The sequence below is a fragment of the Dyadobacter sp. HNCC25DJ186 genome (assembly GCF_056895235.1).
The window spans coordinates 338,677-352,862 of record NZ_JBXHAS010000003.1 but is presented as its reverse complement, the minus strand read 5'-3'; the positions used below and the strand labels follow the sequence as shown (position 1 = coordinate 352,862).

Genomic DNA, 14,186 nt, shown 5'->3' with positions numbered 1-14,186 from the left:
TGGATTTAATGAGTAAGAAATAAAACAGATAAGAGAATCTGTTTTCTTAGTCGTTAGCTCCAAGGGTGAAGGAAACATCTTTGAAACATTTTTTTTATTCCACCCCAATATTGAAATCACCGTTCATAACGAGTTTCGCATCGATTGGCGCGTCGCTTCCGGGGATGAGCAGTCCTTTGATCTTAGTCGTTTTACCTTTGCTTAACAGGTCAAAAACATGTTTATCTGTCAGGGTTTTACCCATCAGTTCAAAAGGGATTTTGAAACCACAAGCCTGAAAATTACTGCATCCGTAAGCCGTTTTCCCTTTTTTTAATAAATGCTCCTTACACTTCGGGCATTTCAGCGTTTCTATCGAAATTTCTTCCTTGGGTTCTTTTGGCTTGGGCTCTTTTTTGACTTTTTCTTCCTTTTCTACGACGACGGGTTCCGGGGTTATACTGATCATCCCACCCCGGTTTGAAAGCACTTCCTTGGTGAGATCCACGACCATCTGAATTAATTCCTGCTTGAAAGTATCCATCGAATACTCACCTTTTTCGATCAGACGTAATTTGCGTTCCCAGTTTCCGGTCAGCTCGGCACTTTTCAAAAGTTCATTCTGAATGGTATCGATCAGGTCAATTCCGGTCTGTGTGGCGTATAGGTTTTTCTTTTTCTTTTCAATGTATTTTCGCTTGAAAAGTGTTTCAATAATATTCGCACGCGTTGAAGGGCGGCCTATGCCGTTGTCTTTTAATATCTCACGCATTTCTTCATCTTCCACCTGACGGCCAGCTGTTTCCATGGCGCGGAGTAATGTCGCTTCGGTAAAGGCTTTTGGAGGTGAAGTTTTGCCATGATGTATCCTCGGCTCATGCGGACCGCTCTCGCCCACGACAAAATCCGGCATAATACGTTCTTCGTCAGCGGCTTCTTTTTTGGCACTCGCGTCATTGGCATAAACCTCCCGCCAGCCCATTTCCAGGATTTGTTTCCCGGTCGCTTTAAATTCAACCTGCCCGACTTTTCCAAGAACGGTCGTGTTGGCCACTTTACATTCAGGATAAAAAGCGGCGATAAATCTTCGTACGATCAGATCATAAATCCGTTTTTCGTCGATACCAATGTTGTTAGGAAAAACGCCGGTTGGGATAATGGCATGGTGATCCGTTACTTTTTTGTCGTCAAAAACAGTTTTTGATTTCGGGATCGGCTGCTGTAAAAGTGGCGCAGTCAGATTAGCATAAGGTTTCAGATCTGACAAAATCCCGGCAATTTTTGGATGCAGATCTTCTGAAAGATACGTGGTATCAACACGTGGATAGGTTACGAATTTTTTCTCGTACAGATTCTGGATATGTTTTAAGGTATCCTCGGCCGAATAGCCGTATTTTTTATTGGATTCAACTTGTAACGAGGTCAAATCAAATAAGCGCGGATTTCCTTCTTTCCCTTCTTTCCGTTCAAATGAAGTGATTTCAAAAAGGTGCTCTTTAAGGTACACAAGCCCCTTTTCTGCTTTTTCGACTTTTTTAATCCGGTCAATTGTCGCCGTAAATTCGGTATCGCGGTAAATCGTTTTTAACTCCCAATATTCTTCGGAAACAAAAGCATTGATCTCTTTCTGACGCTGAACAATAACGGCCAAAGTGGGTGTCTGCACTCTTCCGATAGACAAAACAACTTTTCCCTGACCGAATTTTTTCGTAAAAAGTCTGGTCGCATTCATGCCCAGAAGCCAGTCGCCAATGGCTCTTGCGCTTCCGGCTGCGTACAAATTATTGTATTGATCGCTTTCCTTTAATTTCTCAAATCCTTCGCGTATAGCCTGTTCGGTAAGTGAAGAAATCCAAAGACGTTTGACCGGAACGGCGCATTTCGCTTTCAGTAAAACCCAGCGCTGAATAAGCTCACCTTCCTGGCCGGCATCCCCGCAGTTTATTACTTCTTCGCAGTTTTTGACCAGATTTTCGATTACGCCAAACTGCTTTAACGCACCCGGATTATCGATCAGCTTGATTCCAAAATTTGCCGGGATCATCGGCAAATCCTCCAACCGCCAGGATTTCCAGCGTTCATGATAGTCGTGTGGTTCTTTCAGGGTACAAAAATGGCCGAACGTCCAGGTTACCTGATATCCGTTACCTTCATAATATCCATCTTTACGCTGCTTCGCTCCGAGTACTTCGGCAATATCTTTCGCTACACTCGGCTTTTCGGCTATGCAAACTTTCATATTTATTGGATCAGACCATTTTGGAGATAACCAAGGCAGTCTGAGGAATTCAGTTTTTCGTTTCGTAATTTTTGGAATGCAAAGGTCGGGAAATTTTTGTGGAATATGGATTTTCTTTATCTTGGATGTGAAAGGGATATTGCAGCATGATTTATAAATTCGAAGGAGAAAGTTGTAATTGTATGATATGGATAAAGAAATATTGGTAGAAAGACTTAAAAGTGCATTCTCCGAAGTTCATTTAAACGGACCGGAGATTAACGCTTTTGTATTAAGTCCGTCTTATGGAGGCGCTGTAAGAGATTCTTATATTCTGGGTGTCAGCGCACCCTCTCTTGCGTTGTTTTTGATTCTATATCAGCCTTAATGGATGGCGCAAAAAATAATTTCCTGGATGTTTCTGATTACTTTCCTGAACCTAAAAAGGTCGAAGCCGAACTCGTTGAAATTAATTAATTGGCAAACCTCTTTGAAGGTAAAAGTAAATATTTAACAATAAGGTAATCATTACCAAACACCTGCGACAATACCATTGACGAACTTTGTTTATACCAGTTCAAAAAACAATGGAGCGTAGAAGTTTATTGAAAAATATTGGTTTGATAGCGGGAAGTTTGTCACTGCCAACATGGTCGGTTGCAAATACCAAAATCCAAAATCCCAAACGCGTGCTGCGTATTGCCCATCTGACCGACATTCATATCCAGCCTAATGTCATTGCGGCGCATGGGTTTAAAAAATGTCTTCACCACCTGCAAAATCTCGACGTAAAACCGGACTTCATCCTCAACGGCGGTGATGTCGTGATGGGCTCGAAAAATGCAACTTTCGAAAAATCGGAAAAGGAATGGGATATGTATCAAAAAGTCTTGCAGGGCGAGAATTCTTTGCCTGTGTTTACCTGCGTGGGAAATCATGATATTCTGTTGAAAAATGATCAAACCACCAGCTTCGAGGATGGAAAAAAAAGAGCGGTGGATAAGCTTGAACTGTCAGAAGCCTATTATAGCTTCGATCAGAATGGCTGGCATTTTATCGTTTTGGACAGTATCCAGGAAAAATTTGATGGACATGGGTATACCGCAAAACTGGGAGAGGACCAGATGATCTGGCTGGAAAAAGATCTGCAAAAAACAGCTGATGAAACTCCGGTGATGGTCATTTCGCATATCCCGATCCTTTCAGCCTGCGTGTTTTTGGATGGGCAGCATGTTAAAAAAGATGACTGGCACGTACCGGGAGGCTGGATGCATACCGATTGCGCAGCGGTGGTCGCGCTATTTCACAAACATAAAAACGTGAAGCTGGCGGTGAGCGGACATATACATTTGCACGATCAGGTTGTCTATAACGGCGTGACTTATTGCTGCAACGGAGCCGTTTGCGGCGATTACTGGTTCGGGAAAACCCAGCAAACAAAAGCTGGGTATGCAATCATTGATTTATTTTCCGATGGTTCGTTCAATAATAACTACATCAGTTACCGAAGCTAGGGCGGCCAAACAGCTAACACAGCTAACACTGATTTGTAATCAGTGTTGTTTGGTGTAGCGTTTGTAACGCGTTGTTCAGCAAAGTTTGGTACTCCATTAACATGTTTGGAGAAAACTCACTAGAAGGAAAAAAATCCCTGTCCATCATGCGATGAACAGGGAATATTAAATGTTACAACAAAACGCCCAGTGCCTCTTTTGAGAAACCAACAAGTTCTTCGGTTTTTTCGTCACGTATTTTTTCAACCCAATGCGGATCCGCCAGGATTGGACGGCCGACAGCAACCAGATCAAAATCTCCCCTGTTGAAACGACGCATTAATTCGTCAAGAGAACTTGGCTGAGAACTTTCTCCCGCGAATGCAGCCAGGAATTCACCCGTTAATCCAACCGAACCTACGGTGATGGTTGGTTTACCCGTGATTTTTTTAGCCCAGCCGGCAAAGTTCAGATCCGAGCCTTCAAACTCAGGTTCCCAGAAACGGCGTTGCGAACAGTGGAAGATATCCACACCAGCTTCCGACAAAGGCAGCAGCCAGGATTCCATTTCTTCAGGCGTTTTGGCAAGTTTGAAATTATAATCGGCAGGCTTGAACTGCGACAAGCGAAGTATGATCGTGAAATCTTCACCCACTTGTTTTCTAACCTCCTTAATCACATCCACTGCAAAACGGGTGCGTTCGGCAAGGGTTTTTCCGCCATACTGATCAGTACGGTTGTTGGTCTCTTCCCAGAAAAACTGGTCGATCAGGTAACCATGTGCGCCATGTATCTCCAGACAGTCAAATCCAAGTCTTTTTGCATCCGCAGCAGCGCGTCCAAAAGCGAGAATTGTTTCAGCGATATCCGCTTCCGTCATCGCTACACCATTGGCCAGATTCGGGCTATTATACTCCGAAGGACCTTCAAACGGAACTGATGGCGTCCACCCGCTGTGGTGATTAGCCATAATCCCCATGTGCCAGATTTGCGGGCCCATGCTTCCGCCTTCGTCGTGCACGCCGTCAATTACTTTTTTCCAGCCATGCAAAGCTTCCTCACCGTAAAAGTGAGGAATGTTTGGATCATTGGATGAAGAAGGACGGTCAATTACTGTTCCTTCTGACAAGATCAAACCAACATCACCATCAGCTCTTCTGCTATAATAGGAAACTACATCTTCTGTTGGGATACCATTTGGTGAAAATGACCGCGTCATCGGTGCCATGACGATACGGTTTTTAATGTTAAGTGATTTCAAGCTAAATGGCTTGAACAACGGTTCAGAACTCATAAAAAATTTTGGTTAATAATCATGTTATATTTCCGATTCAATCAATTTGCTTAATGCAGCAAAAGCTTCATCATTTCTTTTATAATAGGTCCACTGACCAACCCGGGTAGCTTCGATCAATCCGGCTTTTTTGAGCATTGTTAAATACTCAGAGACGGTTGATTGGGTAAGGCCTGACTTTTCCTGGATCATTCCTACACATACACCATCAGCGTTGCGATGCTCCGGTGCAAAATGTATTTCAGGATTTTTCAACCAGGTCAGAATTTCCAGCCGGGTTTTGTTTGAAAGTGCCTTGAATATTTCTATCTGATCCATATTGTCTTTATATCGGAATTTCCCGATATGTCAATGAACACTTCATTCATTCTGAAAAGTTCCTCCTTTGGTTTCAAATTAGATCTGAGTCTTGGAATTTTCGGATGGGTTAAATGTGGCAATAGAACTGTGATTCGCGTTGAATATTGATCGAAACAAACCTGGATAATCAAGGGTAATGATTTGTCGAAACATTTATTTACAGCCTGTTTTTAACCGCCAGCTCATAAAAATCAGATTTTTGAAAAATATTTTTAAAAAAAAATAAAAATATTTTCCTGCTTAAAAATTCTGAAAATCGGCAACCATAGAATATTCTGTTTTTGATATGGAAATGAGAATGTTAGATGGTTTAAAGCGCAATCGAGATTTAAGTTGGAGGATTGTTAATCGAACTCAGAATTTACTTACATAACAATTCTAAGATTTATGGACTAAAAATAAGTCAATTTATTGGTATAGTACAAATATCTATAATTCTAGTACTTTTGATTTTAAGGCTATTTGAATGTTTTTTGCAGAAGTTAATTTTGTTTTAATGTACTCTGAACCTTTGTATTCGAAATAATGTATTATATTTGTACAAGAATTAAGAGTAAAACAAAAAGACAAACACAAACATAAATAACAATGAAAAATACAATTAAAATTTTGGCTGGTGCTATGATAGCAATGACCATTTTCACTACTGCAAACGCTAATACAGAAGATAAAGCAATCGTTTCAAATGTTAACAAATCACTTCCGGTTTCAGTAACAGGTTTGGAAACTCCTGCTCCTCAAAAACAAGCTGTTGTCAAAACTCAGAACTACACTGCTCCTCAAAAAGCAAATATTGTAGAGCTAAAATTGAAAAGCGATTCAAGTAAATAATTTGAATCAAGATCGGCCTCCGGAGAAGGAGACTTAAAATCGGTGGGATGAAAAAAGGGGGATTTATATCTTCCTTTTTTTATTTTGTGGCTCTTCTGTTTTGTGTCGCTCCATATTTTCGAAGTTTTTAGGTAAAAGTTTAATGCTTAGTGGCTTTTCAGGATAATACTAAATTTTCCACTCATGGCCAGAACGCTTACGCTTTTCACTATCTTACTGCTACTGTCAGCCTGCATGTTCATGTCGGGTTATAGGGAAGAAATTCTCTTCAACGGAAAAAATTTTGACGGCTGGGAAGGCGATACGTTGAAAACCTGGCGTGTTGAAAATGGGGCGATTGTGGGAGGTTCGCTGACAGAAGTTGTTGATCACAACTATTTTCTTTGTACCCAAAAAAGCTACGAAAATTTTGTCATCCGCGTTAAATTTAAATTATCCGGGACAGATGGGTTTATCAACACCGGTGTCCAGTTCAGGAGTAGGCGCGCTGAACAACCGGATTACGAAATGATCGGATATCAGGCTGATCTTGGTGCGGGATATTGGGGAAGTCTGTACGACGAATCGCGCAGAAATAAAACACTCATCAGACCGGATTCCATGCTGATCAAAAAAATCCTGAAAACCGGAGACTGGAATGCTTATGAAGTACGCTGTGAAGGCCGACGGATCCGTATTTCGCTCAACGGACAACAAGCTGTTGATTATACAGAGCCTGATCAATCCATACCGCAAAAAGGTATTATCGGGCTCCAAATACATGGCGGCGGGAAAGCCCAGGTAGCTTTTAAAGATCTTGTTTTGCAGGAATTATAATATTACATCACTTCTCTTTCTTGAATTTTAACTCAATTCGGGTCATTTGCGGATAATTGTAGGCCGTGCTTTGCGTTTTCATACTGAATGCATTTTCAGAAACATCTCTGGGGTCAATTGTCCATTCTCCACCTTTTGCGGCGGCGGGATCAGCGGAGAAAACGGTGATATTTTTATCATTCGTTTTCCACTTTAAAGTCATAGGTTTTGTATCGCCGACAAAATAACCGGAAAAGGAACCGTCGTTACTGAAACTTACAGTCTCCATATACCGCTCAAAACTCACGCTGCCGAATTGCTGAACGAGCTTTCCATTTTTAAAAACGGGAGCGTCGTTGGCGTAGATTTCGTTTATAAACCATTTTGGATTACCTGTAAGTTTTTCAGCGGCTTCTTTTGGGGTGCTGGCTGATTTATTGCAGGCTGAAATCGTGGTTAATAAAAGAAGGAATAGAAAGTTTTTGATATGGGTCATAAGGTTTTAAGGGATAAATTTTTTTCACGCAAATAAGGGAAGTTAAACTTAAAGGACGAAAAAAAACTTTCCGCACTTCCTTCAATCTTTTTTGCTTTGCGTGACAAAACCGTTTCCTAACAATTTCATAATATTTCAAAAATCAATAATATCGATTTAAAGCTAAAAATTGCCGGCTAAAATCAATTGCAAGCTTATGAAATATATTTTCTTAACACTAGTCGCTGCGGGTATTATCTCTTCCGGAGGCACATTTGCACAACAAAAACCGGAAGTTCAGGCGCATCGTGGGGGAATGGGTTTATATCCTGAAAACACCGTTACGTCCATGATTAATGCTGTTAAACTGGGCGCGAAAACCCTTGAACTGGATTGCGTAATTTCCGCAGATGGGAAAGTGGTGGTATCACACGATCCGTATATGTCCTCCGAGTTCATGCGTAAACCTGATGGTTCTGACATCAAAAAAGAGGAAGAAAAAAGTCTGGCTTTGTATAAGATGCCTTATGATAGTATCCGAAAATTTGATGGTGGCACGAAACCTCATCCGCGTTTCCCGGAGCAAAATAAATTGAAAACTTACAAACCACTGTTGTCAGACCTGATCGACAGTGTAGAGGTGTATGTGAAAAAGAACAGGTTGAAACCGGTATTTTATAACATGGAGACGAAAATCTCACCTCAGGGAGATGGCGTTTATAATCCAGCGCCTGATGTTTTTGTGTCGCTGGTCATGGATGTGATCAGAAAGAAGCAAATCGAAAACAGAACAACGATCCAGTCTTTTGATGTACGCACTTTGCAGGTTTTGCATAGGGAAAATGCAAAAGTGAAACTTGCCCTGCTGATCATGAATAAGGAAAGTTTTGAAGATAATATCAAGAAACTCGGCTTCACACCGGAAATTTATAGTCCTTACTATTCTCTTGTGAATGAAGAACTTGTAAAGAAAGCCCATGCTCAGAAAGTTTTGGTTTTGCCCTGGACTGTGGATGACGAAAAGGATATGAAACAGCTGGCATCTTTTGGTGTGGACGGAATAATTACAAATCAGCCGGATCGGATGATCAGGTTATTTGGTAGTTATCAAAATAAATAATTTAGAAAAAAAATTGGGGAATGCCGGTAAGCTTTGATGCTTGCCGGCTTTTTTTTTATTAAATCAGGCACAATTTTAATGTTATTGAATTAAAAACTGTTAGGCCAATAAATATCATCGATCAAATTTTATGAAAGCAATCTGGAACCATCAAGTGATCGCAGAAAGCGACGAAACAATCGTGGTTGAAAATAATCATTACTTCCCTGTCCAATCAGTAAACCAGGAATACCTGATTCCTTCGGCTACCCATACGACTTGTCCATGGAAAGGTGAAGCTTCTTATTACACACTGGAAGTAGACGGACGGTCGAATCCTGATGCGGCCTGGTATTATCCTGAACCGAAAGAAGAAGCAAAAAATATTCAAAATTATATCGCCTTTTGGAAAGGTGTTCAAATAGGAGCCTGATCAAAGTCGATATGGAAAAGTATGACGCAATTGTAATTGGTTCCGGCCAGGCGGGAACTCCTTTATCTAAAAAACTTGCAGAATCAGGATTGAAAACGGCGCTGATTGAAAAACGCTGGGTAGGAGGAACTTGCGTCAACGACGGTTGTTCGCCAACCAAAACCATGGTAGCATCTGCGAAATTGGCCTGGTCGGTTGCTAATAGTGAAAAACTGGGCATTCATGTTGGCGGTTATACCGTTGATTTTCATGAAATTCTGGATCGCAAAAACGAGGTTGTGAAACGGATGCGTGGGAATTCTGAAAAGGGAATCAAAAAAACTGAAAATCTGGATCTGATCTATGGTACAGCCGTTTTTACCGGTCCCAAAGAAATCACTGTTAACTTAAATGACGGTGGAGAACAGACTTTTTCCGCAGATAAGTTTTTTATTAATGTTGGTGAAAAACCAATAATTCCGGAAATTGAAGGTATAGATACCATCGACTATCTCACGTCCACTTCGATTATGGAGCTGGACGAAATTCCGGAACATCTGACCATTATCGGAAGTGGATACATTGCTCTGGAGTTCGGACAAATGTTTCGCCGGTTTGGAAGCAAAGTGACAATACTGGAACAATCCGAGCGTATTTTACGTCATGAGGACGAAGATATTGCAGAAGAAATTGTTAAAATATTTTCCGAAGAAGAAATCGAAATCATTACGGATTGTAAAGTTGAGCTTATCAAAAAAGAAGGCGAAACGATCAATCTTTTCCTAAGCGTTGACGAAAAGCCTGTAAATATTTCCTGTACTCACGTTTTGATTGGTGCCGGCCGGAAGCCGCAAACTGCTGATCTTGGATTGGACTTAGCGGGCGTTGATGTAAATGAAAAAGGATATGTAAAGGTTAACAATAAACTGGAAACATCCGCAGAAGGAATTTACGCTTTGGGTGATGTTAAAGGCGGCCCTGCTTTTACGCATATCGCTTATGATGATTACCGTGTCATTAGAAAAAATATTATAGAAAACGGCAACGAATCCATCAAGGATCGCCACGTTCCCTATTGCATGTTCATCGATCCGCAGCTTGGCCGCGTAGGTATAACGGAGCAAGAGGCAAAGGAGAGCGGTAAAGATGTTTTGGTAGCGACAATGCCGAATACGAGTGTGGCGAGATCGATTGAAACGGGAGATACCCGCGGCATGATGAAGGCTGTGGTGGATAAGACAACCGGGAAAATATTAGGAGCTTCTATTTTGGCTGAACAAGGTGGTGAAATTATTACCATTGTGCAATTGGCGATGATGGGTGGAATTACCTATCAGCAGCTGAAAGACGGTGTTTTTGCACATCCAACTTATTCTGAATCGCTCAACAATTTATTTATGACGCTTGAAAAGTAATTTTTGTGCAGTGAAGTTGGCTGAGGTGTGATATGTTTTTTGAGACAGTAGTAACCGATACAAAGCCAGATGATCATTGCCAGAAATGTCAGTAAGGAATTTGATGGAATCAAGGCAGTCAATAATGTTTCCTTTGAAGTAAAGGAAGGTCAGACGCTGGTTTTTCTGGGAACCAGCGGCTGCGGAAAAACGACAACGTTAAAAATTCTTAACCGTTTAATAGAACCGTCAAGCGGAGAAATTACGATTAACGGTAAAAATATTTTGTCGGTTCAACCGGAAATTTTACGACGTAGTATCGGTTACGTTTCCCAAAATAACGGCCTTTTTCCGCATTTCACCGTTGCAGAAAATATAGCAATCGTCCCCAATTTATTAAAATGGGACAAAGCAAGAACCAGCGAAAGAACTAACAATTTATTGGATCAGCTGAAACTTTCCGTACCTCAATATGCCGGCAAATATCCCGATGAATTGAGCGGTGGTCAGAAACAGCGTGTCGCTCTTGCCAGGGCGCTGGTTTCGGATCCACCGGTTTTGTTAATGGACGAACCGTTTGGCGCACTGGATCCAATTACAAGAGCAAGCGTCAGAAAGGAGTTTCTGGAATTGCCTGAATTAAAAAGTAAAACAATTGTTTTGGTAACGCACGACGTTCAGGAAGCTTTTGAATTGGGAGACCAGATCTGTCTGATGGATAAGGGGGAAATTGTTCAGACAGGAACCCCCGAGGAACTGATCTTCAAACCCGTTAATGAATTTGCAAGGGATTTTTTCAGCCATCAGCGTTTGCAGCTCGAATTAAGTGCTTTAAAATTCAGCAATATATGGGAATCTCTTACGGATGCTTCATCTTCAACAAAACCTTCATTGAACAGTAATCAGAGTCTTTGGGAAGGTATGGAAATGCTCTCTGAAAAAAACGAAGAGATACTGATTGTCCGAAACTCCGAAGATAATTCTTATAAGGAAGTTTCAATACAGACAATCCAGTCTGTCTATCTTGAAAACAAACGAAACCGATGAACGAGCAGCTGAATTTAGGTCAGTTTATGTTGCAGCAATCGGATAAATTGTTGGATCAAACCATCGCACACATTGGTCTGACCTGCATTTCCTTACTTATTGCTGTTGCCGTTGGTTTACCACTTGGAATATGGATCGCCGATAAAAAACGCGCAGCCTGGTTTGTTCTTGGAGTCGCCGGAATTCTTCAGACTATTCCCAGTATTGCTTTGCTTGGTTTTATGATTCCGCTGTTGGGAATTGGCGCTTTACCGGCTATTGCGGCACTTTTTCTTTACGCGTTATTGCCGGTCATCCGTAATACTTACACTGGCATTACAGGCGTGGATCCAGCCATCACTGAATCTGCGCGCGGGATGGGAATGAATAAATGGCAGATATTGTTTCAGGTCGAAATACCATTGGCGATGCCGGTAATTCTGGCGGGAATCCGGACCGCGACCGTGATCAATGTTGGCGTGGCGACGCTTGCTGCCTACATTGCGGCTGGTGGTTTGGGGGAATTTATCTTCGGGGGAATTGCTTTGAATAATACGAACATGATTCTGGCAGGAGCCATTCCTGCGGCATTACTTGCGATTTTACTTGATTTTTTGCTTTCACTTTTTCAAAAAGCGAACCTGAAAAAAATGAGGAAAGTAACAGTGGTATTGCCGGTACTGCTCATTTTATTCTCTTCATTTTACATTATTCCCTATACATCTGAAAAAATACTGGCTGGATTTACGCCAGAATTTATGGGCCGTGAAGACGGATATCTTGGGCTGAAATCGAAATATAAACTCGATATTTCTACTGTGGTGATCAGTGATGCGGTGATGTATAAAGCGGCATTTGAAAATAAACTGGATGTGATCAGCGGATATAGTACGGATGGTCGCCTGAAGGCCTATGATCTGGTTACACTCGAAGATGATAAAACGATTTTTCCACCATATTATGCAGCTCCGCTGGTTCGCCAGGATGTTCTCCAAAAATACCCGGAATTACAGCCAGCTTTGGATATTCTGTCGGGCGTGATCAACGATTCCATTATGACAGAACTGAACTATCGGGTTGATTATCAGAAACAATTGCCCGAAAAAGTTGCGCTTGATTTTATGTTGGAAAAGGGTTTGTATAAAAAGCCGCAGAACAGTCCGGATGCAGGTACCATTCGTTTAGGATCAAAAATCTTTGCGGAGCAATATATTCTGATCAACATCTATAAAATGCTGATCGAAGGAAACACCAAACTTAAAGTTGTAACCAGAACAGGCCTTGGCGGAACGAAAATTTGTTTTGATGCATTAACGAATAATGAGATCGATATGTACCCGGAATACACCGGCACCGGACTTCTCGTTATTCTAAAACCTGACAAAAAAACGCTGGATCCAATTATTGGAAACCGGGAGAAGGTATTTGATTTTGTTCAAAAGGAATTTTCTGATCAGTACAGGTTGAGCTGGCTAAAACCGATCGGGTTTAATAACGCCTATGCTTTAATGATGCGGAGAAGTCAGGCACAATCCTTGCGTATTAAGACTATTTCAGATTTAAAAAATTATTTGTCTAATGAGAACCACCAACATTAGGGAAAGATATAACCTTGTCAGAAAGTATACTGAACAGATTTGTCAACCTCTCGAAACGGAAGATTATGTACCCCAGCCGGTTCCGTTTGTAAGTCCTCCAAAATGGCATCTAGCGCATTCGACATGGTTTTTTGAAACTTTCATTTTGAAAAATCACGTAGCGGACTATAAGGTTTTTGATGAAACCTTTAACTATTTATTCAACAGTTATTATAACAATGTTGGCGATCGCGTCCTGAGAACGGATAGGGGAAATATTACGCGCCCAAAGGTTTCGTATGTGTACGCATATCGCAGCTATGTGGATGAGTTTATGAATACACTGCTGACGACGCTGGATAATGAAGAGGCGTTGACGTTGATTGAGTTAGGTTTGCACCACGAGCAGCAGCATCAGGAATTACTCGTGACGGATATCAAATATATTTTAGGCCATAACCCAACTTTTCCCGTGTATGACCCGGAACATAATCTGGTTGATGATGTGAATTCAGAAACTGGTTTTGTTCAGATCAACGAAGGCATTTACGAGGTAGGATATGCGGGTGACGGATTTTGTTTTGATAATGAACAAGGCCGGCATAAGGTTTATGCCCAGAATTTCGAGATCAATAAGTCGCTGGTTACCAACGAAGAGTTTATTGAATTCATCGAAGCGGGTGGTTATCAGGATTTTAATTTGTGGCTGGACGAGGGCTGGTCCTGGGTGAATGCAAATCAGATCGATTCGCCGATGTACTGGCATAAGATCAATGGCGAGTGGCATTATTTCACGCTGGGCGGTTTGCAGAAATTGAATCCGAAAGCAATTCTTTGCCATGTCAGTTATTATGAGGCCTGGGCCTATGCACAATGGAAAGAAATGCGCCTGCCAACAGAATTTGAGTGGGAAGTCGCATCTTATCATTTTTCTTGGGGAAAAAGGTGGGAATGGACGAACAGCGCTTATCTGGCTTATCCAAATTTTACCAAAGCAAAAGGAGCTGTCGGAGAATACAATGGAAAATTCATGATCAATACCATGGTGTTGCGCGGAGCGTCGGTAGCCACTTCGCCCGACCATAGCAGGAATACATACCGTAACTTTTTTCACACCGACGAACGCTGGCAGTATACCGGAATCCGACTAGTGAAATAGCTTTTAGCGATTAGGAGTTAGCTTTTAGCAACCGGCTAATTGCTAAAAGCTAATCGCCACACTTAACCATCAAC

The 14,186-nt window shown here is 41.5% G+C and carries 14 protein-coding genes; 10 read left to right on the top strand and 4 right to left on the bottom strand.

Going from position 1 to position 14,186, the window contains the following annotated elements:
- Positions 1 to 94: 94 nt before the first annotated feature.
- Positions 95 to 2,218 carry a type IA DNA topoisomerase gene (locus AC1XUO_RS11265; protein ID WP_483329880.1) on the bottom strand — a complete coding sequence of 708 codons (2,124 nt, stop codon included), beginning with the start codon at positions 2,216 to 2,218 and terminating at the stop codon, positions 95 to 97.
- Positions 2,219 to 2,405: 187 nt separating this feature from the next.
- Here AC1XUO_RS11265 and AC1XUO_RS11260 point away from each other — a divergent pair, with 187 nt between their 5' ends.
- Together AC1XUO_RS11260 and AC1XUO_RS11255 are read left to right on the top strand one after the other, a co-directional pair.
- On the top strand, positions 2,406 to 2,585 hold the full coding sequence (locus tag AC1XUO_RS11260) for a hypothetical protein (protein ID WP_483329879.1): 180 nt from the start codon (positions 2,406 to 2,408) through the stop codon (positions 2,583 to 2,585).
- A 199-nt stretch (positions 2,586 to 2,784) separates the two neighbouring features.
- Complete coding sequence (locus tag AC1XUO_RS11255; protein ID WP_483329878.1) at positions 2,785 to 3,711, top strand: metallophosphoesterase family protein; 927 nt, start codon at positions 2,785 to 2,787, stop codon at positions 3,709 to 3,711.
- Between the two features lie 172 nt (positions 3,712 to 3,883).
- On the opposite strand, the gene AC1XUO_RS11250 is transcribed toward AC1XUO_RS11255, so the two are convergent.
- Together AC1XUO_RS11250 and AC1XUO_RS11245 are read right to left on the bottom strand one after the other, a co-directional pair.
- The gene (locus AC1XUO_RS11250) at positions 3,884 to 4,984 is read right to left on the bottom strand and encodes an NADH:flavin oxidoreductase (protein ID WP_483329877.1); all 1,101 of its coding nucleotides are present in this window, start codon (positions 4,982 to 4,984) and stop codon (positions 3,884 to 3,886) included.
- 24 nt (positions 4,985 to 5,008) lie between these two features.
- Complete coding sequence (locus AC1XUO_RS11245) at positions 5,009 to 5,302, bottom strand: ArsR/SmtB family transcription factor (RefSeq protein ID WP_483329876.1); 294 nt, start codon at positions 5,300 to 5,302, stop codon at positions 5,009 to 5,011.
- Positions 5,303 to 5,932: 630 nt separating this feature from the next.
- On the opposite strand from AC1XUO_RS11245, the gene AC1XUO_RS11240 reads away from it, so the two are divergent.
- Both AC1XUO_RS11240 and AC1XUO_RS11235 read left to right on the top strand, forming a co-directional pair.
- Complete coding sequence (locus tag AC1XUO_RS11240; RefSeq protein WP_483329875.1) at positions 5,933 to 6,175, top strand: hypothetical protein; 243 nt, start codon at positions 5,933 to 5,935, stop codon at positions 6,173 to 6,175.
- Positions 6,176 to 6,358: 183 nt separating this feature from the next.
- Entirely contained in the window at positions 6,359 to 6,991 is a 633-nt protein-coding gene (locus AC1XUO_RS11235; RefSeq protein ID WP_483329874.1) for a 3-keto-disaccharide hydrolase, read from the top strand.
- A 7-nt stretch (positions 6,992 to 6,998) separates the two neighbouring features.
- Here the strand turns inward: AC1XUO_RS11235 and AC1XUO_RS11230 are convergent, their stop codons facing one another.
- Positions 6,999 to 7,466, bottom strand: a complete 468-nt coding sequence (locus AC1XUO_RS11230; RefSeq protein WP_483329873.1) for a hypothetical protein — start codon at positions 7,464 to 7,466, stop codon at positions 6,999 to 7,001.
- A 196-nt stretch (positions 7,467 to 7,662) separates the two neighbouring features.
- Here AC1XUO_RS11230 and AC1XUO_RS11225 point away from each other — a divergent pair, with 196 nt between their 5' ends.
- From AC1XUO_RS11225 to egtB, 6 genes are all read left to right on the top strand, one after another.
- Entirely contained in the window at positions 7,663 to 8,565 is a 903-nt protein-coding gene (locus tag AC1XUO_RS11225) for a glycerophosphodiester phosphodiesterase family protein (RefSeq protein WP_483329872.1), read from the top strand.
- A gap of 130 nt (positions 8,566 to 8,695) precedes the next feature.
- Positions 8,696 to 8,977: a DUF427 domain-containing protein gene (locus AC1XUO_RS11220; protein WP_483329871.1), complete on the top strand. Its 282-nt coding sequence runs from the start codon at positions 8,696 to 8,698 to the stop codon at positions 8,975 to 8,977.
- Between the two features lie 11 nt (positions 8,978 to 8,988).
- The gene (locus AC1XUO_RS11215; protein WP_483329870.1) at positions 8,989 to 10,371 is read left to right on the top strand and encodes a mercuric reductase; all 1,383 of its coding nucleotides are present in this window, start codon (positions 8,989 to 8,991) and stop codon (positions 10,369 to 10,371) included.
- 69 nt (positions 10,372 to 10,440) lie between these two features.
- Positions 10,441 to 11,397, top strand: coding sequence for an ABC transporter ATP-binding protein (locus tag AC1XUO_RS11210; RefSeq protein WP_483329869.1), 957 nt, complete (start codon positions 10,441 to 10,443; stop codon positions 11,395 to 11,397).
- Positions 11,394 to 12,974, top strand: a complete 1,581-nt coding sequence (locus AC1XUO_RS11205; RefSeq protein WP_483329868.1) for an ABC transporter permease/substrate-binding protein — start codon at positions 11,394 to 11,396, stop codon at positions 12,972 to 12,974. The genes AC1XUO_RS11210 and AC1XUO_RS11205 overlap by 4 nt, the downstream gene beginning before the upstream one ends.
- Positions 12,955 to 14,112, top strand: a complete 1,158-nt coding sequence (egtB, locus tag AC1XUO_RS11200; RefSeq protein ID WP_483329867.1) for an ergothioneine biosynthesis protein EgtB — start codon at positions 12,955 to 12,957, stop codon at positions 14,110 to 14,112. The genes AC1XUO_RS11205 and egtB overlap by 20 nt, the downstream gene beginning before the upstream one ends.
- Positions 14,113 to 14,186 lie beyond the last annotated feature (74 nt).

Excerpts from the sequence above, each read along its gene's own strand:
- AC1XUO_RS11265 (WP_483329880.1), bottom strand. The coding sequence starts at position 2,218 with ATGAAAGTTTGCATAGCCGAAAAGCCGAGTGTAGCGAAAGATATTGCC.
- AC1XUO_RS11260 (WP_483329879.1), top strand. The coding sequence starts at position 2,406 with ATGGATAAAGAAATATTGGTAGAAAGACTTAAAAGTGCATTCTCCGAA.
- AC1XUO_RS11255 (WP_483329878.1), top strand. The coding sequence starts at position 2,785 with ATGGAGCGTAGAAGTTTATTGAAAAATATTGGTTTGATAGCGGGAAGT.
- AC1XUO_RS11250 (WP_483329877.1), bottom strand. The coding sequence starts at position 4,984 with ATGAGTTCTGAACCGTTGTTCAAGCCATTTAGCTTGAAATCACTTAAC.
- AC1XUO_RS11245 (WP_483329876.1), bottom strand. The coding sequence starts at position 5,302 with ATGGATCAGATAGAAATATTCAAGGCACTTTCAAACAAAACCCGGCTG.
- AC1XUO_RS11240 (WP_483329875.1), top strand. The coding sequence starts at position 5,933 with ATGAAAAATACAATTAAAATTTTGGCTGGTGCTATGATAGCAATGACC.
- AC1XUO_RS11235 (WP_483329874.1), top strand. The coding sequence starts at position 6,359 with ATGGCCAGAACGCTTACGCTTTTCACTATCTTACTGCTACTGTCAGCC.
- AC1XUO_RS11230 (WP_483329873.1), bottom strand. The coding sequence starts at position 7,466 with ATGACCCATATCAAAAACTTTCTATTCCTTCTTTTATTAACCACGATT.
- AC1XUO_RS11225 (WP_483329872.1), top strand. The coding sequence starts at position 7,663 with ATGAAATATATTTTCTTAACACTAGTCGCTGCGGGTATTATCTCTTCC.
- AC1XUO_RS11220 (WP_483329871.1), top strand. The coding sequence starts at position 8,696 with ATGAAAGCAATCTGGAACCATCAAGTGATCGCAGAAAGCGACGAAACA.
- AC1XUO_RS11215 (WP_483329870.1), top strand. The coding sequence starts at position 8,989 with ATGGAAAAGTATGACGCAATTGTAATTGGTTCCGGCCAGGCGGGAACT.
- AC1XUO_RS11210 (WP_483329869.1), top strand. The coding sequence starts at position 10,441 with ATGATCATTGCCAGAAATGTCAGTAAGGAATTTGATGGAATCAAGGCA.
- AC1XUO_RS11205 (WP_483329868.1), top strand. The coding sequence starts at position 11,394 with ATGAACGAGCAGCTGAATTTAGGTCAGTTTATGTTGCAGCAATCGGAT.
- egtB (WP_483329867.1), top strand. The coding sequence starts at position 12,955 with ATGAGAACCACCAACATTAGGGAAAGATATAACCTTGTCAGAAAGTAT.